The organism is Streptomyces sp. NPDC101151 (assembly GCF_044768335.1).
GTDB lineage: Bacteria > Actinomycetota > Actinomycetes > Streptomycetales > Streptomycetaceae > Streptomyces.
The window spans coordinates 26,889-47,164 of record NZ_JBIWPP010000026.1; the positions used below are offsets into that span (position 1 = coordinate 26,889).

Sequence of the window (20,276 nt, forward strand, 5' to 3'; positions counted from 1 at the left end):
CGATGAGGAAGCTCGCCCGCTGGGCCCGTGCCGAGTGGGGGCTGCTGTACGTCACCGTGCGCGAGCCCCTGCTCAAGCGGCGGCTGCGGGCGGTCCCGATGACGGTCACGGCGGTGTGTCTGACCACGCTGCTGCAGTTCGTGCAGAACCGGCCGTGGGGCTTCCAGTTCGTGCAGGACGTGGGGGCCGTCCGGGCCGAGGACCCGCTGTGGCTGGCATTGCTGCGCACTCCCCTGTCGCTGTTCGTCCCGGCGCTCGACCTGCCCGTGTGGGGGGCGCTCGCACAGATCCTGCTCGTGTTCGGCATCGCCGAGGTGTGTCTGGGCTGGTGGCGGACACTGACCATCTCCTATGTCGCCACGCTCGCCGGGACGCTGTACGCACGCGTGGGCATCGCGCTCGGCCCGCACGCCCCGTTCGGTCTGCCCGCCTCGGACGCGCAGGTCGTGGACACCGGCCCGTCGGCGGCCGTGGTGGGGCTCGCCGTGTACGTGAGCTGGCGCTACGGCGCCTATGTGACGGCGGGTGCGGTGACCCTGGCGATGGTGGTCGAGGTGCTGCTCAAGGACAACCTGGCGGGCAAGGAGCATCTGGCCGCGCTGACGGGGGTGGGGCTGCTGTGCCTGGCGGCGGCGCTGCGGCACCGGTACAAGGGCCGGCTGCGGCGCCGTCAGCGGCGGCCGGGCAGCCGGGCCGGGCGCGGGTCGGGCTTTCCGCCGATCCAGTCCTGAACGGCGCGGCGGGGTCCGGCCCAGCGGCGGTCGTGGCGGTAGACGCGCAGGGCGGCCTTGGCGCGGGCGCGGGGGCGGCGGCCGTAGAAGCGGCGGGCCCAGGGGGATCCGGGGCGGGCCAGCCGGACGGCGCCGACCAGGGCGACCAGCGGCACGACCGCCCCGAAGATCGCGATCCGGGCCTTGCCCTTGCTCAGCGCGATGAGGGCGAAGAAGAAGTTCACGCCGATGTTGGCGATGACCGTGCCCCGGTCCTGGAGTTCCTCGGCGGACAGGTCGTTGACGCCGAACGGCGAGAACCCGGCCAGCAGCAGGCCGACGAGGGCGGCGGTGACCACGACGACCTCGACGCTCTTGCGTCCCTCCTCGCTCCAGTAGACGTCGTCGAGGTGCAGGATCAGCGCGAACTCGTCCAGGACGAGCCCCACCCCCATGCCGAAGACGACGGCGGCGACGGCCCCGCCCGCGCCGTGCCGGTCGCTGGCGACGGCACCGAAGCCGCCGACGACGGTCAGCACGACCCCGGGGACCACGTGGTGGATGTGCAGCCCGCCCGCCTTGACGTTGCCGAAGGGGCCCTTGCCGGCGCGGATCAGCCGGACGATCACGCGAGTGACGACGAAGGTGACGACGAAGGCGGCCAGAGCCAGCAGCAGCGGAAGCTTGCCCGGCTCCACGATGTTCCGCTCCCACCAGTGCCCCATGTGCGCACATTACTAGGACATCAACGGCTATTTCAGCGCGGGTCAGCCCTGTTTTTCGGGGCGGGGGCTGCGGGCGTCCTCCCCCGGACGACGCAGCGTCCCCGGGCATGGCGGGGAGTCCGCCGACGGCCCGGTAACCTGCGCCGGTGCTCAAGACCTCCCCTCTCGACGGCCTCCGCTTCGCCTTCGGCACCCTCTCCGTGCTGCCCGTCCGGGTGCACCGCTGGGACCGGGACGCCGCCCGAGGGGGCATGCTGAGCGCCCCGGTGGTCGGACTGGTCGTCGGCGGCTGTGCCGCAGGACTGGGGCTGCTGCTCCTCCTCCTGGGCTCCGGCCCGCTGCTCGCCGCGGTGGCCTCGGTCGCCGTACCGGCCGCGCTGACCCGTGGACTGCACCTCGACGGGCTCGCCGACACGGCGGACGGGCTGGGCAGCAACAAGCCCGCCGAGGACGCGCTGCGGATCATGAAGCAGTCGGACATCGGGCCGTTCGGGGTGCTCACCCTCGTCCTGGTGCTGCTGGCCCAGGTCGCCGTGCTGGCGCAGCTCTACGACGACTCCTGGGTACGCGGCGCGACCGCGGCGCTCACCTCGGCGGTCGCGGCCCGGCTGGCGCTCACCCTGGCCGCTCGCGCCGGGGTGCCGGCCGCCCGTCCGGAGGGACTGGGGGCGGCGGTCGCCGGGGTGGTGCCGGTGCCGGCCGCGCTGGCCGTCACGGCTGCCTGCACGATCGTCACGGCCGCCTGGGGAGCGGCCCTCGGCCCGTACGGCGCCGTCCGTACGGCGGCCGCGGTCCTGCTGTCCCTGGCCGCCGCCGGACTCCTGCTGCGCCGCTGCACCCGCCGCTTCGGCGGAGTCACCGGGGATGTGTTCGGCGCCCTCGCGGAGACGGCGGCGACGGCCGCGCTCGTGGTGCTGTCCCTGGGGCGTTAGGAGTGTCCTCCGGATCGTGCCGGCGACGCGGGATCCGGCATGCACTCACCCGGTTCTCCGCTTCGGCCGGGGAACGCTTCAGAGGGTCGAGTCCAGGCCGTGGGGCAGGGTGCCCCAGGGGTGAGCGCCCGTGCCGGGCACCGCGCAGTGCACGGCAGCGCCCCGCGCACGGGCGGCCCCGGCCGCGTCCGCGTCCGGCGGGACGCCGTACACCAGATGACACGCCCGCGCCCCGGCCGGGTAGTGCCGGGGCTGCCGGGGCGTGCGCAGGTACGTCGCCCAGGGCCCCTCGAAGGTGACGAGGAGATCGGCGAGCGCCGCGTACGCCGGGTGCGGCGGGGTGCCGTGGTTCAGCGCGAGGGTGACGCAGCCGAGGGTCCGGGCGGCCGTGGTCAGCCGCTCGTAGTGCCGTGACTCGGCGGGCCCGGACGGCACTTGGTCGAGGAAGGCGCCCTGGGTGCCGTACCACGCGCGATGCCGGCGCAGATCCCGTACGACGTCCTCGTAGGGCCTCCTGCCGTAGCCGGTGTCGATGTAGCCGAGCAGGGTCACCCCCGCCGTCCGCAGCCGGGCGGCGGTCTCGGCGAAGGCCTCGTCGGGGCGGTCGCCGGGGCCGTCGGCCGGGTTGAGGACGACGCCGTACAGGCGGGGCGCGGCCGCGAGGATCACCGCCCACTCGGCGGGGCGGACCGAGGGGTGCTCGTAGTACGGGACCAGGAGGGTGCTCATCGGTGGGCGCTCACCCTTCCCAGCAGTCCGCGGACCAGAGCGACTTGAGCGACGGCCGCCGACGCGTACACGGCGAGCGCGACGGTGTGCGGGCCGGCCGCGTGGGTGAGCAGGGCCAGGGTCTGGGCGAGGGCGGCCGCGCAGCAGACCGCCGTCGCACCGAGGACGGCGCCGAAGGACTGGAGCAACAGGCCGGTCCACAGCACCACGCCGAGGGCGAGCAGGCCGGCCACGCGCACGCCGGACGGCGCGGGTGCGTGCGGCCACAGTGCGCCGGCGGCGAGGGCCAGGGCGAGCAGCGCGGCCAGATAGCCGGTGAGGCAGCGGGCCAGGACACGGGCCGTGGCCCGGCTGAACTCCCTCGGGGTACCGCTGGCGCGCAGCGCGGCCAGACTGGCGCTGCGGAAGCGGTACAGCAGCCATTCGGCGGGGCCCATGCTGAGCGTGAGCGCCAGGGCCGCCGGGGCGGCGACCGCACTGTGCTCCGCGCCGGTGAGGACATCACCGAGGGCCGCGTACACGACCAGCACACCGCTGCCGAGGCCGAACACGGCATAGGGCAGGGAGTCGGCGAACCTCGGCACGGCGACCGGCCGCGGTGGACGCCCGGCACCGCGGCGGCCCAGGGACGGCCGGTGCTTGGCAGCGGAGCGGCCGAAGGACAGCAGGATGGCGGCCGTGGCCCGGCGGCCTGAAGTGAGCAGGGCGACAAGGCCCGCGGTCCGGCTGCCGTCGCCCGGGTCCTTGCCCGCCGGGGCGACTTCGAGGAGGCCCAGGACGGCCACTGCGGTCAGCGAGGTCAGCAGGAGGGCCGGGCCGGCGGGTCCGGGGAGCGGGAGGACCGGTGCCACGAGGGCGCCGGCCGTCATCGGCGCCAGGGCCGCCAGCAGCGCCCGTTCCCGGCCCATCACCAGCAGGACCCCGGACGCGCCCAGGTAGCAGGACTGTCCGGCGGCGAACGCGACGGCGGCCGGGTGGCCGGTGCCGGCGACGGCGAGCGCGACCAGCGTGCCGAGCAGCATGCCCGCCGGGGCGCCGACCAGCAGGCAGCGACGGGCCGCCGGGCGGTCGCCGAGGCCCAGCCAGGAATGGGCGCGGTGGGCGAGCCCCTGGTTCCAGGCCCAGCCGCACAAAGCGCCGGCCAGCAGGGTGCGGGCACCCGCGGGGAGGCCCGCGGACTCGTGCGGTCCGGTGAGCAGCGGGGCGCCGAGGACGTAGGCGAGGCCCGGCAGCGCGAAGACGAGTCCGCGCAGCAGACAGCCGAGCAGACCGGCCCGCCACGGGTCGGGGAGTCCGCCGTCCGGCTCGGGGTGGCGGCGCGGGGTCCGGTCGTAGAGCTGCTCGGCGAGCGCGAAGGAGTTCTCGACGCCGTAGCGCTCGCGTATCCGGTCGTCGGACAGGCCGTCGGACTCCAGCAGGGCCGCCACCTCGTCCGGGTGGACGGCGGCCGACACGAACTCGTCCAGTTCCCCGGCGAGTTCCTCGATCGGATCGGGCCGGGCCCAGCTGGGCTGCCGACGGGGGCGCGGGATTGCGGACAGGGTCCCGGAGGGCGTCCGCCGGTCTTCGCTCACCGGCCGGTCCCGTCCGTCGCCACCGCCGCGTACCAGGGGTCGCGCAGTTCCGCGGTCCAGTCGGCGACCGTCTCGACCGTGGGCTCGTACACCTCGGGGCGTCCGGCGAGTTCCTGGTAGATGGTGCGGAAGTGGTCGACCGAGCGACGCAGGGTGAACAGGTCGATCACCCGCTGCCGGGCCGACTCGCCGAGCCTCAGGCGCCGTTCGTCGTCGCGCAGGAGGGCCAGCGCGGCGGCGGCCATCTTCTCCGGCTCGCGCGGCGGGACCACGAGGCCGGTGTCGCCGACCGCCTCACGGACCCCGCCGACGTCCGTCGAGACGGTCGTACGGCCGCAGGACATGGCCTCGATGATCGAGAACGGGAAGCCCTCGGAGACGGACGACAGCATGACGAGGTGGCCGGCCGCGTAGGCGCGCCAGACCTCGCTGATGCGGCCCTCGAAGGTCAGGCCGTCGGTGACGCCGAGTTCGGCGGCGAGCTTCTCCAGGCGGATGCGGTAACCCTCGCCGCCGGCCGGGACCGGGCCGAACAGGCGGAGCCTGGTCTCGGGGAGTTCGGCCCGGACGAGGGCGTAGGCACGCAGCAGGGTCTCCAGGTCCTTGATGGGGTCGACGCGGCCGCACCAGGTGAGGGTGGGCACGTCGGGTTCGGGCCCTGCGTGCGGGAAGGCGTACGGGTCGACGCCGTTGTAGACCGTGCGGATCCGGCCGGCGTCGGCGCCGCCGCGCTCCTCCCAGCGGCGGTTGTACTGGTTGCACGGTGTGATCAGGTCGGCGGCGCGGTACCCGTGTGAATTCAGTTCACGGTAGAAGCCGAGCATGAACGCCTTCACGGGCCAGCGGTGTCCGTCACCGCACTGTCCCAGATAGCGCTCCCGCAGATAGATGCCGTGCTCGGTGAGCAGGAAGGGCACCCCGTCGAGGTGGTGCGCGGCGAGGGCGGGCAGGGTGGCGAGGCCGCTGCTGACGGCGTGCGCCACCGAGTCGACGGGAATGCGCACCCCGAGCGGGCGCAGGGCGTGCTCCAGCAGGTCCGTGGCGGTCAGCGCGTCGTGCACGGTGGGCCGGGCGGCCGCCGTCGGCAGATGCGGCATCGTCCAGATCCACTGCAGCGAACGCAGCGCGGACTCGGTGCGCAGGGCCGCCGACAGCCATCCGTCGCGGGCGATGACGGCCAGCTCGTACAGCGCCTCACCGAAGTCGCAGCGGCCCTCGGGATCGAGGAAGGACAGCACGAGACGCTCGTAGGCGTCCGTGAAGCGACGCCGGGCCCGGCCGTGGGGGGCGCGGGCCCGGCCGGGGCGCGGGCCCCAGGTGGGCACGGTGGTGTGCCCGCGGACGTTCGCCGGCAGCTCCCAGGTCACGGGTTCGCGGCCGCTGCCGGTGAGCGAGACGAGCTGGAAGGCCACCTCCGGCATGCCCTTGACGAGCTGGTCGCACCAGGTGCTGACCCCTCCGTGGATGTGCGGGTAGGTGCCTTCGGTGAGCATGGTGACATGACGGCCGGAGCGCATGGATGCGCGTTCCCCCCTGGTGTGCGGATGCTGTGCGGGGAACTGCGGCCCGGACCCGGCTGCGGGTCCGTCGTTGCCGGGCGCGCAGTTCCCCGCGCCCCTTCCGGGGCGCTCCCCTACGGCAGCTTCAAGGTGAGCGCCGACTGCAGGGCACCCGGTGTCGCCCACGCAGAGCGCTCGCCCGCGTACGCCGTGCCGAAAGCGGTCGTACCGAGCAGGAGTTGCTGCCTGGTTCCCTCCGGCGCCGTCACCGGGATCTGGGTGCCGGACGGGGCCGTGACCGTCACGGTGTTGCCGATCCGGTAGGCGGTGACCCGGCCGTTGTCGAGCGCGGTCTGCCACTTGGCCCGGTTCTGCAGCTCGGCGCCGATGGCGCTCTGGCGCAGGTTGACGATCGGGGTGTTGTCGGCGAACAGCGCCTGGTAGTCGGCCAGCACGCGGTCCAGGACCGGGTAGAGGATGCGGTCCTCGGCCAGGTTGGACTGGTGCGCGTAGTGCGGGCGCGGGTCGTTGGCCAGCACGTGCCCGAGGTCGGTGCGGGCCTCGGTGGGCACGATGTGGCCGGTGTAGCCGGTGGCCGTGTCCAGCGGCTGCGTCAGACAGGTCGAGGCCGGGTTGTCCTCGCAGATCCCGCTGCCGCCGTCCGCCCTGGACGTGTAGATCCAGTTGTATTCGTCGGCCATCTCGGCCTCGGTGCCCGCGTTGTAGTACACGTTCATCGGGTAGCGCGGCACGGTGAGGGTACTGCTGCCCACGGTGCGCTGCTCGGACTCCCGGGAGTTGTCCGAGGCGGTCCACCTCACGCCGCCTGCCGCCAGGGCCGGCCCGAGGTTGGGGTTGTCCTGGGGCTGCTGCGGCAGGGTCTTCAGACCCGAGTGCTCACCCGTGACCAGCTCGCCGCGGTCGACGGAGAGCCCGTGCTGGAGCGCCCAGTTGTAGTTGTCGGAGATCTCCCCGGAGATGTCGGAGCGGCTCACCCACCGCGTCGAGCCGTCGGCGTTCTTCACGCAGCTCCACGGCACGGTCGAGGTGTCCTGGACGCAGCCGAGGAACAGGTGGGTGTAGGTGTGGTTCACCCAGCGGTACTTGGCCTTGTCCTTGAGGAGCTGGGCGGCCAGCGGGTCGGTGCCGCCGTTCTCGCTCTTCCACTCCTCGCCGGCGCCCGCGTTGAACACCATGTCGAGCGTGAAGCCGTGGGTCTGCTCCCAGGCGGCCGCGTACTGCGCGTCGGCCGCCGTCATCCGGATCGGCGTCTCCGTGTCGTCGCCGCCGCCCGCGCAGTCGATGTCGCCGGGCGTGCAGTTGCGCTCGGCGTCCCAGCGGGCGTCCGGCGCGAACACGTCGTCCACGTGGACGGCGAAGTAGTTGCGGGCCTGGCCCAGGTGCACGCCCTGGGTCAGCCATTCCACGATGCCGCGGGCCAGCACCCGGAACTGCTGCTGGTACTGGTTGTAGGCGAAGGTCACCACCAGTTCGCGCCGGCCGTCGTGGGCGTACTCGCCGAGCAGGCTGCCGGTGCCGGTGCCGCCCGGTACGGGGACGTCGACGTAGCTGGTGAAGCCGGTGCGGGGCTGGGCCACGAAGCCGTAGCTCTCCTGCACGGACGGCGAGTTGTCCTCGAAGGAGAACGCGCCGTCCAGATACCCGAAGGGGCCGGCCCGGCCGGCCGTGGTGACGGCGGCTGTCCGTCCGTCGAGGCTGCCGGCGTAGCCGTTGTTGTCGGTGTAGTCCAGGCCGACCTCGGGGTGGGCCCAGGTGTAGGCGTCGACCTGCGGGATGCCGTACGTCTTCTCGTAGGACTCCAGGGCCGTCTGCTCGGCGGAGCCCGCGCCGAACGGGGCCTCGTCGGGCAGGACCACACCCTGGAACTTGGCACGGGGCCGGCCGCTCACCGTGTCGCTCAGGAAGGCGGCGGTGATGGCGGGGCGACCGGAGTCGTCCAGGTCGACGGTGGTGTACGGGATGCCCTCGCTCTTCAGCTGCGCGGTGATCGCGCCGACCGGGCTGCCGCCGTCGTCGACCACCAGCACCCGCAGATCGACGCGCGGGGCGGTGGCGGCCGAGGCGGGCGGGGCGGCGAGCCCCAGTGCTATGAGTCCTGCGGCCGTCGCGGTGACGGTCGTGGCTCTCCAGCGGTGCGCGCGGTGTGCCATGGCAGGTTCCTTCCCCCCAGAAGATCCTCCTGTGGCGAATCCACGGAGAATCAGTGGAAATCATGCGAAGCGGTGGGCAGCCCGCCCACCGGAACCCGACGAGTGTGGCTCAGGTCACCCGCCCCCGGGGGCGGGAAGTGGCCACGACGCCACGCAGGGGTGAACACCCGCAGGCATGAGCGAACGGTCGTACGCGCGTAGTCTCGTCACGGGTGTTCGCCGACAGGGTGAAGGCCCCGGTTGCCACATGCCCCCAGGCCTGGACCTAGGGTCGGCTCTCGGGCCCGGTCGACCCACCCCTCATCGGCCACAGCAACTTCACATCGGAAGCGAGATTTCACCACCGTGACTGCTCTGACTCTCAGCACCGCCGCGGCGCACGGCCTGCGGGCCGACGCGATCGTGATCGGTGTCGCCAAGGGCGCGAAGGGCCCCGTCGTCGCCCCGGGCGCCGAAGCCGTGGACAAGGCGTACGACGGCACGCTGGCCGGCGTCCTGGAGACCCTCGGCGCCTCGGGTGCCGAGGGCGAGCTGACGAAGCTGCCCGCCCCGGCCGGCTTCAAGGCGCCGCTCGTGGTGGCGGTGGGCCTGGGCGCGGAGCCCGGGAAGGACGCCGGGTTCGACGCCGAGGCGCTGCGCCGGGCCGCCGGCGTGGCCGCACGCGCGCTCACCGGCTCCAAGAAGGCCGCGTTCGCCCTGCCCGTCGACGGCCCGGGCGCCGTCGGCGCGATCGGCGAGGGCGTCCTGCTCGGCGCCTACGCCTTCGACACGTACAAGGAATCCGGCAAGGAAGCCAAGGCCAGGAACGGCAAGGCGCCGCTGGCCGAGGCCGCGCTGCTCGGCGGCAAGCCGCGGGACGCGGCCCACAAGAGCGCCGTGGCCCGGGCCCTCGCGGTCGCCGAGGAGCTGAACCGCTCCCGCGACCTGATCAACATGCCGCCGAACGACCTCACCCCGGCGGCGTTCGCCGCCGAGGCGCAGGCCGCGGCCAAGGAGCACGGCATCAAGGTGCAGGTGCTCGACGACAAGGCCCTGGCCAAGGGCAACTACGGCGGCATCCTCGGCGTCGGCGGCGGCTCGGCCGCGACCCCGCGCCTGGTCAAGCTGTCGTACACGCACCCGAAGGCGGAGAAGCACCTGGCCTTCGTCGGCAAGGGCATCACCTACGACTCGGGCGGCATCTCGCTCAAGCCGGCCGGTCACAACGAGACGATGAAGTGCGACATGAGCGGTGCGGCCGCCGTGTTCGCCGCGGTCGTCGCCGCCGCCCGCCTCGGCCTGGAGGTCAATGTCACCGGCTGGCTGGCGCTGGCCGAGAACATGCCGTCCGGCTCGGCCGTGCGGCCGGGTGACGTGCTGCGCATGTTCAGCGGCAAGACCGTCGAGGTGCTCAACACCGACGCCGAGGGCCGGCTGGTCCTCGCCGACGCGCTGTGGGCGGCCTCGCTGGAGAAGCCGGACGCGATCGTGGACGTCGCCACGCTGACCGGCGCGATGATGCTGGCGCTGGGCAGCCGGACGTTCGGGATCATGGCGAACGACGACTCCTTCCGTACGACGGTGTACGAGGCCGCGGAGGAGGTGGGCGAGCCGGCGTGGCCGATGCCGCTGCCGGAGCACCTGCTCAAGGGGATGGACTCCACCGTCGCCGACATCGCGAACATGGGCGAGCGGATGGGCGGCGGGCTGGTCGCCGGTCTCTTCCTGCGCGAGTTCGTGGGCGAGGGGATCACCTGGGCGCACCTCGACATCGCCGGTCCGGCCTTCAACGAGGGTGGTCCGTTCGGCTACACGCCGAAGGGCGGCACGGGTACGGCCGTCCGGACGCTGGTGCGTCTCGCCGAGCTGACCGCCGCGGGTGACCTGGGCTGATGTTCGCCCAATAGCTCGGGTCGCTCCGTCGTCGGGGCGACCGCAGGGGTGTGGGGGCTGCTCGCGCGGTCCCCACGCCCCTTTTGGTCGGCTGCCGCCGGGACATGTTTCAAGGGGACGTGGGCTGTCTCACACCCCAGCCCGGCGTCTCGTCCGCCTCGAACAAGTGCAAAGATGGAGCCCGGCAGGACAGGGCCCCCACCGAAGGGCCGAAGCATCAAGCGGCCGGACACCAGCCGCCAGCCGGTCATCGAAGACCGGCGTACGGCGCACATGCATGGAGGACGTGACGTGGCGAACGACGCCAGCACCGTTTTCGACCTAGTGATCCTCGGCGGTGGTAGCGGTGGTTACGCCGCGGCCCTGCGCGGGGCGCAGCTGGGCCTGGACGTCGCCCTGATCGAGAAGGACAAGGTCGGCGGCACCTGCCTGCACCGGGGTTGCATCCCCACCAAGGCCCTGCTGCACGCGGGCGAGGTCGCCGACCAGGCTCGCGAGAGCGCCCAGTTCGGCGTCAGGGCCACCTTCGAGGGCATCGACATCGCCGGGGTCCACAAGTACAAGGACGGCGTGATCTCCGGCCTGTACAAGGGGCTGCAGGGTCTCGTCGCCTCCCGCAAGGTGACGTACATCGAGGGCGAGGGCCGGCTGTCCTCCCCCACCTCCGTCGACGTGAACGGCCGGCGCATCCAGGGCCGCCACGTCCTGCTGGCGACCGGCTCCGTGCCGAAGTCGCTGCCCGGCCTGGAGATCGACGGCAACCGCATCATCTCCTCCGACCACGCCCTCGTCCTGGACCGCGTGCCGAAGTCCGCGATCATCCTGGGCGGCGGCGTCATCGGCGTCGAGTTCGCCTCGGCGTGGAAGTCCTTCGGCTCGGACGTCACGGTCATCGAGGGCCTGAAGCACCTCGTCCCGGTCGAGGACGAGAACAGCTCGAAGCTTCTTGAGCGCGCGTTCCGCAAGCGCGGCATCAAGTTCAACCTGGGCACCTTCTTCCAGAAGGCCGAGTACACCCAGGACGGTGTGAAGGTCGTCCTCGCGGACGGCAAGGAGTTCGAGGCCGAGGTCCTCCTCGTCGCCGTCGGCCGCGGCCCGGTCTCCCAGGGCCTGGGCTACGAGGAGGCCGGGGTCGCCATGGACCGCGGCTACGTCCTCGTCGACGAGTACATGCGCACCAACGTTCCGACCATCTCCGCCGTCGGCGACCTCGTCCCGACGCTCCAGCTCGCGCACGTCGGCTTCGCCGAGGGCATCCTGGTGGCGGAACGTCTGGCCGGTCTGAAGACCGTCCCGATCGACTACGACGGCGTGCCCCGGGTGACGTACTGCCACCCCGAGGTCGCCTCCGTGGGCATCACCGAGGCCAAGGCCAAGGAGATCTACGGCGCGGACAAGGTCGTCGCTCTGAAGTACAACCTGGCGGGCAACGGAAAGAGCAAGATCCTCAACACCGCGGGCGAGATCAAGCTCGTCCAGGTGAAGGACGGTGCCGTGGTCGGCGTCCACATGGTCGGCGACCGTATGGGCGAGCAGGTCGGCGAGGCCCAGCTGATCTACAACTGGGAGGCGCTGCCGGCCGAGGTCGCCCAGCTCATCCACGCCCACCCGACGCAGAGCGAGGCGCTCGGCGAGGCACACCTGGCGCTGGCCGGCAAGCCGCTGCACTCCCACGACTGAGCCTTCGGTCAACGGGCGCGACGACACAGACTTCCGCAATTCGTAAGGAGCAACCGAAACCATGGCGGTTTCCGTAACCCTTCCGGCGCTCGGCGAGAGCGTCACCGAGGGCACTGTCACCCGCTGGCTGAAGGCCGAGGGCGAGCGCGTCGAGGCCGACGAGCCGCTGCTCGAAGTGTCGACCGACAAGGTCGACACCGAGATCCCCTCGCCCGCCGCCGGTGTGCTGGCCTCCATCAAGGTCGCCGAGGACGAGACCGTCGAGGTCGGCGCCGAACTGGCCGTGATCGACGACGGCACGGGTGCCCCCGCCGCCGCTCCGGCCCCGGCCGCAGAGCCGGCGCCGGCCGCCGCTCCGGCGCCCGTGGCCGAGGCCGCCCCCGCCCCGGCTCCCCAGGCCCCCGCCGCTCCCGCGGCTCCGGCCGGTGGCGCGTCGGGCACGGACGTGGTCCTTCCCGCGCTCGGTGAGTCCGTCACCGAGGGCACCGTCACCCGCTGGCTGAAGTCGGTCGGCGACTCCGTCGAGGCCGACGAGCCGCTGCTCGAGGTCTCCACGGACAAGGTCGACACCGAGATCCCGGCGCCCACCTCCGGTGTGCTGCTCGAGATCGTGGTCGGCGAGGACGAGACCGCCGAGGTCGGCGCCAAGCTCGCCGTCATCGGCGCCCCCGGTGCCGCCCCGGCCGCCGCTCCGGCTCCGGCCGCCCCGGCTCCGGCGCCCGCCGCCGCTGCCCCGGCCGCCCCGGCCCCGGCGCCCGCCGTTCCGGCGCCCGCGCCCGCCCCGGTCGCCGCTGCCCCGGCTCCGGCCGCCCCGGCTCCGGCTCCGGTCACCCCTGCCCCGGCCGCTCCCTCGCCCGCCGCCCAGGCGACGGACGAGGGTGCCTACGTGACCCCGCTGGTGCGCAAGCTCGCCGCCGAGAACGGCGTCGACCTGGCCACCGTCAAGGGCACCGGCGTCGGCGGTCGTATCCGCAAGCAGGACGTCCTCGCCGCCGCCGAGGCCGCGAAGGCCGCCGCCGCTGCTCCGGCCCCGGCCGCTGCCGCTCCGGCTGCCGCCGCCAGGAAGGCACCGGCGCTGGAGGTCTCCCCGCTGCGCGGCCAGACCGTCAAGATGCCCCGTATCCGCAAGGTCATCGGCGACAACATGGTCAAGGCGCTGCACGAGCAGGCCCAGCTGTCGTCGGTCGTCGAGGTCGACGTCACCCGGCTGATGAAGCTGCGTGCCAAGGCGAAGGACTCCTTCGCGGCCCGTGAGGGCGTCAAGCTCTCCCCGATGCCGTTCTTCGTCAAGGCCGCCGCCCAGGCGCTGAAGGCCCACCCGGTCATCAACGCCCGGATCAACGAGGCCGAGGGCACCATCACCTACTTCGACGCCGAGAACATCGGTATCGCGGTGGACTCGGAGAAGGGCCTGATGACCCCGGTCATCAAGGGTGCGGGCGACCTGAACATCGCCGGCATCTCCAAGGCCACGGCCGACCTGGCGGGCAAGGTCCGCGGCAACAAGATCACCCCGGACGAGCTGTCCGGCGCGACCTTCACCATCAGCAACACCGGCTCGCGCGGCGCGCTGTTCGACACGATCATCGTGCCGCCGAACCAGGTCGCGATCCTCGGCATCGGTGCCACGGTCAAGCGTCCGGCCGTCATCGAGACCGAGGAGGGCACGGTCATCGGCGTCCGCGACATGACCTACCTGACCCTCTCCTACGACCACCGCCTGGTCGACGGCGCCGACGCGGCCCGTTACCTGACGGCGGTCAAGGCGATCCTGGAGGCGGGCGAGTTCGAGGTCGAGCTGGGCCTCTGATCTCCCTGATCAGGCAGTACGACGGAGCCCCCGTCCGGAGTTCTTCTCCGGACGGGGGCTCTGTTCGTGCGCGGGGGTGCCGCTATGCGAGCCGTGCCGCCACCAGCGCGAGCCAGCCGCTCACGGCGTGCTGGTCCGGTGCCTCGACCTCCATGCCCAGCTCGGCGGCGCCGACGGCGTACTCGCTCTCGTCGAGCCCGAGGGCCAGCAGTTCCCGGATCTCGCCCACGAGGCGCGCGACGAGGTGCCGGTCGGTCGTCGCGGCGTAGTCGTCCACGGCCACGTCGTGCCCGCCGAACTCGTCGGGCATGTCCTGTGAGAACCAGCCCCCGAGGAACTGCCCGAGCTCGGGGAACCTGGCCTGCCACTCCCAGTGCGTGTCCGGCTTCGCCGGGACCGGGACCTGCCCCTCGTCGACGCTGCGCCGGATGTGGTCGGCGAGCAGCATCAGCCAGTCCAGGATCTCCGCGTCGGCCAGGCCCACGTCCGGCAGGGCGTAGAACTCGCCGAGCTGGACCCTCAGCCGCCCCGGCGGGGTACGCGCATACTCCTTCAGCTGGCTCTCGGCGGCGGCGAGCGCCCAGGGGCGGGTGTGCCAGGTGTGCCGCAGATAGGCGGTGAGGGCAGCGCTCGGCTTCTCCTCGGTGTCGTCGGCGGGTTGGCCGACGTAGGCGCGCAGGACCTGGTCCAGCTCGCCGTATCTGCGGTCGTGCTCAAGGGGGGTCAGCGCCACGGTCGGACCACTGCCTTCACAGATAGACGGGGAAACTGGCGTGCACGGCGAACCCGTGCGCGGCGGCCGGCTCGCGGCGCAGCACGACCCGGGCGGCCCGTACGTCGACGGCTCCGCGCCCGGCCAGCATCATGGCCTGCAGCAGCACCCTGCCGACGGGCTCCTCCCGGGACGGCCAGGCCGCCTCGATCGTCAGCCGCCGCCGGGTGGACTGGGCCAGCCAGCGGTGGATGACCTGCTCGTTGCGGGTGACCACGTGCTGGGTCGCCCACTGGGCGGTTTCCCGGTCCGGGTAGGTGGCGGTGCGGGTGCGCACGGGTCTTCTCCATGGTGGGCAGTACGGCGGATCGGAGCAGCGCGGCGAATCGCTTCACATCAGCGGAATGACCAGACCATCCCGACTTCCGTCTCCGAAACGAGCACCAGGCCGAAGTCGAAGGTGCGCGTGGAAAAGGAATTCCACCCGGAAACCCGCTGATAGTAGTCACGGTCACGCCCAGTGTTCGCATAGAAGTGCGATCCATCAGGGAAGCGCGACAGGATGACACGGGCGTTCGCTTCAAGGGCCTCCCTGCGCTCCTCGAAATCCGGTTCTGCTGTGACATCGATCCAGGGCGTGGAAAGAGCCACGAGGAACCGTACGGCCTGAGAACGCGGGATCTCATACAGAGAGGACTTCCAGGCGTCCGCCGTCGCGACAGCCTCCGGAGGGATGACGAAGGGGTAGGACGGTTCTTCGAGCCTGTCGAGTTCTCCCTCCCAGTGGTCCACGGTGCGCCACCCACGGACATCACGGGTGTCGCCATGCATCAGAACGGACAGATCAAGCGCCCAGTTCTCGTGCTCCCTGCTCGTCACCTTGGCAATGGTCACCCGACGCTCGTACATGCCGATTGCATCGGACCACGACCGTTCGTCGATTTCGGCCATCGCCGCCTCCTCACTCATCATTTGGGCATGGACGTATAAACGACGAACGGTGGCTTCAACTTCGGTTCGTACTTGAGTACCGTCGAAACTCCGTGGGCGTCCTTCGGCGGCGTCGGGTGATCATTCACCACTTCCGCCGTGCGCCCGGTCACGACGGGAATCGCATGATTCCCACTGTCGACCGATCCCACCGTAAATTCCTCCCTGCCACCAACCGGCGGAGGACCTTTGAGTCATTTGTCGATTGCCGCACTATTACTCCGAATAATGTACTGCGTGTAGTTTTGCGCCGATTCCAAGTCGGTGAAGCTGGAAGCCGCTGGAATGCTCGGCCTGCCCATTCCGTAACTGGCGTGCACGGCGAACCCGTGCGCGGCGGCCGGCTCGCGGCGCAGCACGACCCGGGCGGCCCGTACGTCGACGGCTCCGCGCCCGGCCAGCATCATGGCCTGCAGCAGCACCCTGCCGACGGGCTCCTCCCGGGACGGCCAGGCCGCCTCGATCGTCAGCCGCCGCCGGGTGGACTGGGCCAGCCAGCGGTGGATGACCTGCTCGTTGCGGGTGACCACGTGCTGGGTCGCCCACTGGGCGGTTTCCCGGTCGGGGTAGGTGGCGGTGCGGGTGCGCAAGGGGCTCCTTCTGCAGCGAGGGGGCGGCTGATCGAGTCGGTCGGGTCACCATGCGTGGAAGGACCAGACCATCCCTACCTCCCTCTCGGAGACGAGGAACATACCGAGGTCCCAGCCGTGCCGGGAAATTGTGCTGCAGCCGGAAATCCGCTTGTAGTAGTCGAGATGCGCACTGTCCCGCCCGGTGTTGGCGTAGAAGCGGGAACCCTCAGGAAAGCGCGAGAGGATGACTTCGGCCTTCCCCTCCAGATCCGCCCTGCGTTCCTCGAATTCCGGAGTCCTCTCGACATTGAGCCACAGCGTGGAAAGGACTACGAGGAATTTTTTGGCGGAAGAGCGCGGAATCTCGTACACGCGGGACTTGAGGGCGTCCGCCTTCTCGGGGTCGGTCGGCAACTCGACGAAGGGGTAGAACGGGTCGTCCAACCTTTCGAACTCATCCGCGAGGGGGTCGTTCACGCGCCAGCCGCGCGCGTCCGGCGTGTCACCGCGCATCAGGGTGTACACATCCCGCGGCCAGTCCTTGTGCTCCCGGCGCGTCACCTTGGCGATGGTGTACCTGCGCGCGTACATCCCGATCGACTCGGCCCACGACCGCTCGTCGAGCTCGGCCATCATTGCCTCCTCACTTATCACGTGGGCATGGACGTATAGACGACGAAGGGCGGGTGCAGGCCTGGCTCGTACTTGAGTACCGTCAAGACGCCGTGGGCGTCCTTCGGCGGCGTCGGGTGATCATTCACCACTTCCGCCGTGCGCCCGGTCACGACGGGAATCGCGTGATTCCCGGTGTCGACCGCTCCCACCGAGAAATCCTCGGTCGCACCCGGATCCGGAGGGCCTTTGAGCCACTGGTCGATCTCTGCCGAATTGCATCGGATATTGTATTGCGTATAATTCTGGGCCGATTCCAGGTCGGTGAAGGACGAAGCAGCAGGAATCTGCGGCACACCGGCCCCGGTCGACTGGTCTCGCAACCGCTGCGTCAGCTGCATGTCCGTCAGACCGACATGCTTGTCGATGCTATGCCCGCCGTACAGCTCCTCCTCGGTGGCCAGATCGAGGGAGTACTTGTACGGGACCGTACTCTCGGGCCGCTGCCAGCTGTGTTCCTGCTTGAAGTCGTTGAGGGAACGCGCTCCGTACCCCTCCGCGCGGGCCTCCTCCGCCAGGAACGTGGGCACGCTGAGCAGTGCCTCGTCCAGCTCGGCCTCCAGCTCCTTCAGCTTGGTGGCGGCGTCACCGAAGGCCTGGTGGTACTTCTCGACCGCCGCGTCCGCGGCCCCCTTGTCCATGTGCGAGCGGAACGTCATGACGATCTCGGCGAACGCCAGGGTCGCCGCGAGCCGCGTCATCTCGAACGGGTCCAGGTCCGTCGTCAGGTCCTTTACCGTGGCCTTCGCCGCCTCTTTGCCGAGCCGGGTGGTGGTCTCCCTGGTCGTGACCGCCACGCCGGCCAACTCGTCGAGCTCCTTCTGCACGGCGGTCGCCGTCTCTTGGAGGATGTCGATGATGGGACGCCGCTTCGCGGGCACGACCTTGCGGTCGGTGTTCCAGCTACGACCGATGGAGACCCGCTGCATCTGCTTGTCGTAGGTCCTGCCCCACTCGGTGGTGCCCCAGATGGTCTGGCAGAAGGCTTTCATGGCGCCCTGCCACTCACTGTTTCCCTTGTTGTTGCTGATGAACTTGATGGCACCGTTGAAGTCGTCCGACGCGCCCTTGGCGGCCTTCTGGGCCGCACCCCAGGCGGTGGCCATGCCCTTGAACTCCTCGTCCCGGCACCCCGGCGTGATCTCGTGCATCTTGCCGAGCCGGAGACCGTGCTCGATGGCCGGCCGGATCACATCGGCGAGGAAGTCGGGGATCTCGCCGAGGACGCCGGAGATCTCCCAGGAGTCCGCGTCCTCACCAGTACCGGACCACTTGATGTCGTTGACCGGGCCGTACTTGGGCGCCTTCTCGATGACGACCGGCGGCGCCTTCGCAACCGGCGGGGGTCCTTGCATCCTGCGGGCGTGCCAGTCGGCCTGGGTGTATTTGTTCGCCGTGTCCGTCAGGCCGACGGCGACACCCCCCCACGCTGACCACGCTCTTCGCCCAGAGCTCCAGGAACTTCTCGTTCACCGACTTGTAGGCCGCCGAGAACTCGTCCGCACCCCAGCCGGTGCCCGCCGACTGACTGTATTCGTTCAGCACCCCGACCAGCGCCGTGGCGCCCTTGTCGTAGTCGAACTGCCCGTCACGCACCACGAGGGCGGTGTAGTGCAGGTGCGGCGGCTGTACGTCGAATCCGCCGCCGCTCGTCTTGGGCGACCGGGTCCGGGCCTCGGCCTGCTCCTTCTTGCGCTCCTCGTCGGTGGGCCGCCGCTCGGCCATCAGGCGCCGCCCCATCCCCGCAGCACGGCGCTGTGCGCGGCCGCGTACCCACGATGGCCACTGGTCACGACCTCGTGCAGCCACCTGTGGGCCGCCTGCAGGTCCCACGCCGACTTGTCCCACTTGTCGAGCTCGCCGAGGAACACCTCGCGGGCCTCACCCCGCCAGGACGCGACGACCGGCACCAGGCGCGCGTAGAGGTCCTCCAGTTGCCCGTTGAGCTGCTCAAGGATGTCGTCGAGCTCGACGGTCAGATGCTCCAACGTGCCGAACGAGACTGCTATGTAGTCGTCGCCGGCGCTGTCGCCCTGCATACCGCATTCCCCGTTCCGGACCCGCGGCACCGAGGCGCCGCCGCCCTGAGTCGCATCGTTCACTGACTACGGCTGGTGTCACAGCTGGTCGAGGCCGCTGCGCGGGCGCGTCGGCGGCACCTCGGCAGGCGTGGACAGCTTGTCCGTCTCGGCTTCGACGTCGACCTCGACGGCACGCATGCGCGCCAGTACGTCGAGCTCCGTCTCGGTGAAACCGTCCCGGCTCAGCCGCACGGCCTCTGCAAGCGTCTTCATGACCTCTCGGATCCGGACGGCGTCCGAGGCGACCGAGCGGTGGAGCTTGCGGTACTCGGCCGCCGCGGGCCCCTGCCAGCCCTCCTCGATCTCGTCGACGAGCCGGTCCATGCGCTTGACCTGCCGGGTCAGGTGCTCCTGCATGGTGTCGAGGTCGCCGGCCAGCTTGGTCAGGTCCTCGTCCTTGGCCGCCAGGTCCTTCTTCTGGCCCACTACGCCCCCCGTTCCGCTCAGCCTCGGCTGCCTGCCACGTCTCGAGCCCAATCTATTCGAATCCGGGTTCGAGAAATGCAAGATTCACCTACCGGTCACGAGCCCCAACGCCCCTGACACGCAACGGTGTTGACGTTCCGCCCACGAGCCCCGCCCGACGGAACGGAATGCTTCCACACCAGGGCGGGCACCTCTCTGTAACAGGCATCACCTGTGGTGAGAGCAACCGTGCCCCTCCCGTCCGGGGCCACGGCCGTATTGTCTAAGGGTCCCGCCGACCCGCCGGGTCCGCACTGCCGAGGAGCCCCCATGACCGCGCCCGTCGTCCACTCGCTGCGCGAACAGATCCGCGAGCACATCGTGGAGGGGATCGTCAGCGGGCGCTGGCAGCCGGGCGAGCGCATCGTGGAGCGGCGGATCGCCACCGAGCTGGAGGTCAGCCAGACACCGGTCCGGGAGGCACTGCGGGAGCTGGAGTCGCTGCGGCTGATCGAGTCGGCGCCGAACAAGGGCGTACGGGTGCGGAACCTGACCGCGGCCGACCTGGAGGAGAGCTACCCGGTCCGAGCGGGCCTGGAGGCCATCGCGGCGGAGCTGGCGGCGGAACGGCTGGCGGAGGACTGCTCTGCCCTGGAGCCGCATGTCCTGGCCCTGTACGAGGCCGACAGCAAGGCCGACGGCACGGCCCAGGTCCGCCACACGGTGGGCTTCCACCGCGAGCTGGTCCGGGCGGCGGACAACTCGGTCCTGCTGCACACCTGGGAGGGCCTGGGCATCGAGGTCTTCACCGCTCTGTCCATCCGCTGGCTGGGCACGGTCCAGCAGTCGTACGCGGAGGAGCACGAGGAGCTGGTGCAGGCCTTCAAGCGCCGGGATCCCCGCATCGCCGAGCTGGTGAAGGCCCACGTCCTGGGCTGCGCTCCGCGCGCCTGACGCAGCCGAGCGCCGCCACGCTCACCTGCGAAAACGGCTCGAAAACTGATCGAAATCGCGGCACCGGGTGCCCGCCCGAAAGGCACCCGGTGCCTACTTTCTCGCAATCGAGAGGTTTTGGCCCTCAACCCTTTGATCGATCATCGATCAGGGGGTTACAGTCGCCGACGGACTTCCACCGAAGTCCG

Annotated in this window: 19 protein-coding genes and 1 pseudogene; 6 read left to right on the forward strand and 14 right to left on the reverse strand. The window is 71.1% G+C overall.

All coding sequences use genetic code 11. The features are described 5' to 3' along the window. Positions 1–2 precede the first annotated feature (2 nt). Complete coding sequence (locus tag ACIRU3_RS34180) at positions 3–731, forward strand: hypothetical protein (RefSeq protein WP_404064778.1); 729 nt, start codon at positions 3–5, stop codon at positions 729–731. Here the strand turns inward: ACIRU3_RS34180 and ACIRU3_RS34185 are convergent. Then, positions 671–1,435 carry a hypothetical protein gene (locus ACIRU3_RS34185; RefSeq protein ID WP_404064781.1) on the reverse strand — a complete coding sequence of 255 codons (765 nt, stop codon included), beginning with the start codon at positions 1,433–1,435 and terminating at the stop codon, positions 671–673. The two genes, ACIRU3_RS34180 and ACIRU3_RS34185, sit on opposite strands and share 61 nt — an antisense overlap. A gap of 146 nt (positions 1,436–1,581) precedes the next feature. Here ACIRU3_RS34185 and ACIRU3_RS34190 point away from each other — a divergent pair, with 146 nt between their 5' ends. Next, a complete protein-coding gene (locus ACIRU3_RS34190; protein WP_404064783.1) occupies positions 1,582–2,367 on the forward strand; it encodes an adenosylcobinamide-GDP ribazoletransferase in 786 nt (261 codons plus the stop codon). A 78-nt stretch (positions 2,368–2,445) separates the two neighbouring features. On the opposite strand, the gene ACIRU3_RS34195 is transcribed toward ACIRU3_RS34190, so the two are convergent. From ACIRU3_RS34195 to ACIRU3_RS34210, 4 genes are all read right to left on the reverse strand, one after another. Beyond that, the gene (locus tag ACIRU3_RS34195) at positions 2,446–3,096 is read right to left on the reverse strand and encodes a spherulation-specific family 4 protein (RefSeq protein ID WP_404064786.1); all 651 of its coding nucleotides are present in this window, start codon (positions 3,094–3,096) and stop codon (positions 2,446–2,448) included. Next, positions 3,093–4,670 (reverse strand): hypothetical protein, encoded by a 1,578-nt coding sequence (locus ACIRU3_RS34200; protein ID WP_404064789.1) that lies wholly within the window; start codon positions 4,668–4,670, stop codon positions 3,093–3,095. Before ACIRU3_RS34200 ends, ACIRU3_RS34195 begins: the two co-directional genes overlap by 4 nt. Then, a complete protein-coding gene (locus tag ACIRU3_RS34205; RefSeq protein WP_404064792.1) occupies positions 4,667–6,187 on the reverse strand; it encodes a DUF3492 domain-containing protein in 1,521 nt (506 codons plus the stop codon). Before ACIRU3_RS34205 ends, ACIRU3_RS34200 begins: the two co-directional genes overlap by 4 nt. 116 nt (positions 6,188–6,303) lie before the next feature. Beyond that, a complete protein-coding gene (locus tag ACIRU3_RS34210) occupies positions 6,304–8,340 on the reverse strand; it encodes a hypothetical protein (protein ID WP_404064794.1) in 2,037 nt (678 codons plus the stop codon). Between the two features lie 345 nt (positions 8,341–8,685). On the opposite strand from ACIRU3_RS34210, the gene ACIRU3_RS34215 reads away from it, so the two are divergent. The 3 genes from ACIRU3_RS34215 (at position 8,686) to sucB (ending at position 13,702) form a co-directional block, all read left to right on the forward strand. Then, positions 8,686–10,212 (forward strand): leucyl aminopeptidase, encoded by a 1,527-nt coding sequence (locus tag ACIRU3_RS34215; RefSeq protein ID WP_404064797.1) that lies wholly within the window; start codon positions 8,686–8,688, stop codon positions 10,210–10,212. A gap of 291 nt (positions 10,213–10,503) precedes the next feature. After that, positions 10,504–11,892 (forward strand): dihydrolipoyl dehydrogenase, encoded by a 1,389-nt coding sequence (gene lpdA / locus ACIRU3_RS34220; RefSeq protein WP_404064799.1) that lies wholly within the window; start codon positions 10,504–10,506, stop codon positions 11,890–11,892. 61 nt (positions 11,893–11,953) lie between these two features. Then, positions 11,954–13,702 (forward strand): 2-oxoglutarate dehydrogenase, E2 component, dihydrolipoamide succinyltransferase, encoded by a 1,749-nt coding sequence (gene sucB / locus ACIRU3_RS34225; RefSeq protein ID WP_404064801.1) that lies wholly within the window; start codon positions 11,954–11,956, stop codon positions 13,700–13,702. Between the two features lie 82 nt (positions 13,703–13,784). Here sucB and ACIRU3_RS34230 read toward each other — a convergent pair whose 3' ends face one another. The 9 genes and pseudogenes from ACIRU3_RS34230 to ACIRU3_RS34270 form a co-directional block, all read right to left on the reverse strand. Further along, a complete protein-coding gene (locus ACIRU3_RS34230; RefSeq protein ID WP_404064804.1) occupies positions 13,785–14,435 on the reverse strand; it encodes a contact-dependent growth inhibition system immunity protein in 651 nt (216 codons plus the stop codon). A 16-nt stretch (positions 14,436–14,451) separates the two neighbouring features. After that, the gene (locus ACIRU3_RS34235) at positions 14,452–14,751 is read right to left on the reverse strand and encodes an RNase A-like domain-containing protein (protein ID WP_404064807.1); all 300 of its coding nucleotides are present in this window, start codon (positions 14,749–14,751) and stop codon (positions 14,452–14,454) included. 59 nt (positions 14,752–14,810) lie between these two features. Next, positions 14,811–15,365: a hypothetical protein gene (locus ACIRU3_RS34240; RefSeq protein WP_404064810.1), complete on the reverse strand. Its 555-nt coding sequence runs from the start codon at positions 15,363–15,365 to the stop codon at positions 14,811–14,813. Positions 15,366–15,709: 344 nt separating this feature from the next. Further along, a pseudogene (locus ACIRU3_RS34245) lies at positions 15,710–16,000 on the reverse strand (RNase A-like domain-containing protein); the annotation flags it as partial. 39 nt (positions 16,001–16,039) lie between these two features. Beyond that, positions 16,040–16,609: a hypothetical protein gene (locus ACIRU3_RS34250; protein WP_404064812.1), complete on the reverse strand. Its 570-nt coding sequence runs from the start codon at positions 16,607–16,609 to the stop codon at positions 16,040–16,042. A gap of 17 nt (positions 16,610–16,626) precedes the next feature. Further along, positions 16,627–18,003, reverse strand: coding sequence for an RNase A-like domain-containing protein (locus ACIRU3_RS34255; RefSeq protein ID WP_404064815.1), 1,377 nt, complete (start codon positions 18,001–18,003; stop codon positions 16,627–16,629). Continuing rightward, positions 17,903–18,373, reverse strand: a complete 471-nt coding sequence (locus ACIRU3_RS34260) for a hypothetical protein (protein WP_404064818.1) — start codon at positions 18,371–18,373, stop codon at positions 17,903–17,905. Before ACIRU3_RS34260 ends, ACIRU3_RS34255 begins: the two co-directional genes overlap by 101 nt. After that, on the reverse strand, positions 18,373–18,687 hold the full coding sequence (locus ACIRU3_RS34265) for a WXG100 family type VII secretion target (protein ID WP_404064820.1): 315 nt from the start codon (positions 18,685–18,687) through the stop codon (positions 18,373–18,375). The genes ACIRU3_RS34260 and ACIRU3_RS34265 overlap by 1 nt, the downstream gene beginning before the upstream one ends. 78 nt (positions 18,688–18,765) lie before the next feature. Further along, on the reverse strand, positions 18,766–19,155 hold the full coding sequence (locus ACIRU3_RS34270) for a WXG100 family type VII secretion target (RefSeq protein WP_404064823.1): 390 nt from the start codon (positions 19,153–19,155) through the stop codon (positions 18,766–18,768). Between the two features lie 309 nt (positions 19,156–19,464). Here ACIRU3_RS34270 and ACIRU3_RS34275 point away from each other — a divergent pair, with 309 nt between their 5' ends. Further along, positions 19,465–20,088, forward strand: coding sequence for a GntR family transcriptional regulator (locus ACIRU3_RS34275; RefSeq protein WP_404064826.1), 624 nt, complete (start codon positions 19,465–19,467; stop codon positions 20,086–20,088). Positions 20,089–20,276 lie beyond the last annotated feature (188 nt).

What these genes read in the sequence shown, in the direction of transcription:
- ACIRU3_RS34180 (WP_404064778.1), top strand. Translation starts at nt 3, where the DNA reads ATGAGGAAGCTCGCCCGCTGGGCCCGTGCCGAGTGGGGGCTGCTGTAC.
- ACIRU3_RS34185 (WP_404064781.1), bottom strand. Translation starts at nt 1,435, where the DNA reads ATGGGGCACTGGTGGGAGCGGAACATCGTGGAGCCGGGCAAGCTTCCG.
- ACIRU3_RS34195 (WP_404064786.1), bottom strand. Translation starts at nt 3,096, where the DNA reads ATGAGCACCCTCCTGGTCCCGTACTACGAGCACCCCTCGGTCCGCCCC.
- ACIRU3_RS34205 (WP_404064792.1), bottom strand. Translation starts at nt 6,187, where the DNA reads ATGCGCTCCGGCCGTCATGTCACCATGCTCACCGAAGGCACCTACCCG.
- ACIRU3_RS34210 (WP_404064794.1), bottom strand. Translation starts at nt 8,340, where the DNA reads ATGGCACACCGCGCGCACCGCTGGAGAGCCACGACCGTCACCGCGACG.
- sucB (WP_404064801.1), top strand. Translation starts at nt 11,954, where the DNA reads ATGGCGGTTTCCGTAACCCTTCCGGCGCTCGGCGAGAGCGTCACCGAG.
- ACIRU3_RS34240 (WP_404064810.1), bottom strand. Translation starts at nt 15,365, where the DNA reads ATGGCCGAAATCGACGAACGGTCGTGGTCCGATGCAATCGGCATGTAC.
- ACIRU3_RS34250 (WP_404064812.1), bottom strand. Translation starts at nt 16,609, where the DNA reads ATGGCCGAGCTCGACGAGCGGTCGTGGGCCGAGTCGATCGGGATGTAC.
- ACIRU3_RS34255 (WP_404064815.1), bottom strand. Translation starts at nt 18,003, where the DNA reads ATGCAAGGACCCCCGCCGGTTGCGAAGGCGCCGCCGGTCGTCATCGAG.
- ACIRU3_RS34260 (WP_404064818.1), bottom strand. Translation starts at nt 18,373, where the DNA reads ATGGCCGAGCGGCGGCCCACCGACGAGGAGCGCAAGAAGGAGCAGGCC.
- ACIRU3_RS34265 (WP_404064820.1), bottom strand. Translation starts at nt 18,687, where the DNA reads ATGCAGGGCGACAGCGCCGGCGACGACTACATAGCAGTCTCGTTCGGC.
- ACIRU3_RS34275 (WP_404064826.1), top strand. Translation starts at nt 19,465, where the DNA reads ATGACCGCGCCCGTCGTCCACTCGCTGCGCGAACAGATCCGCGAGCAC.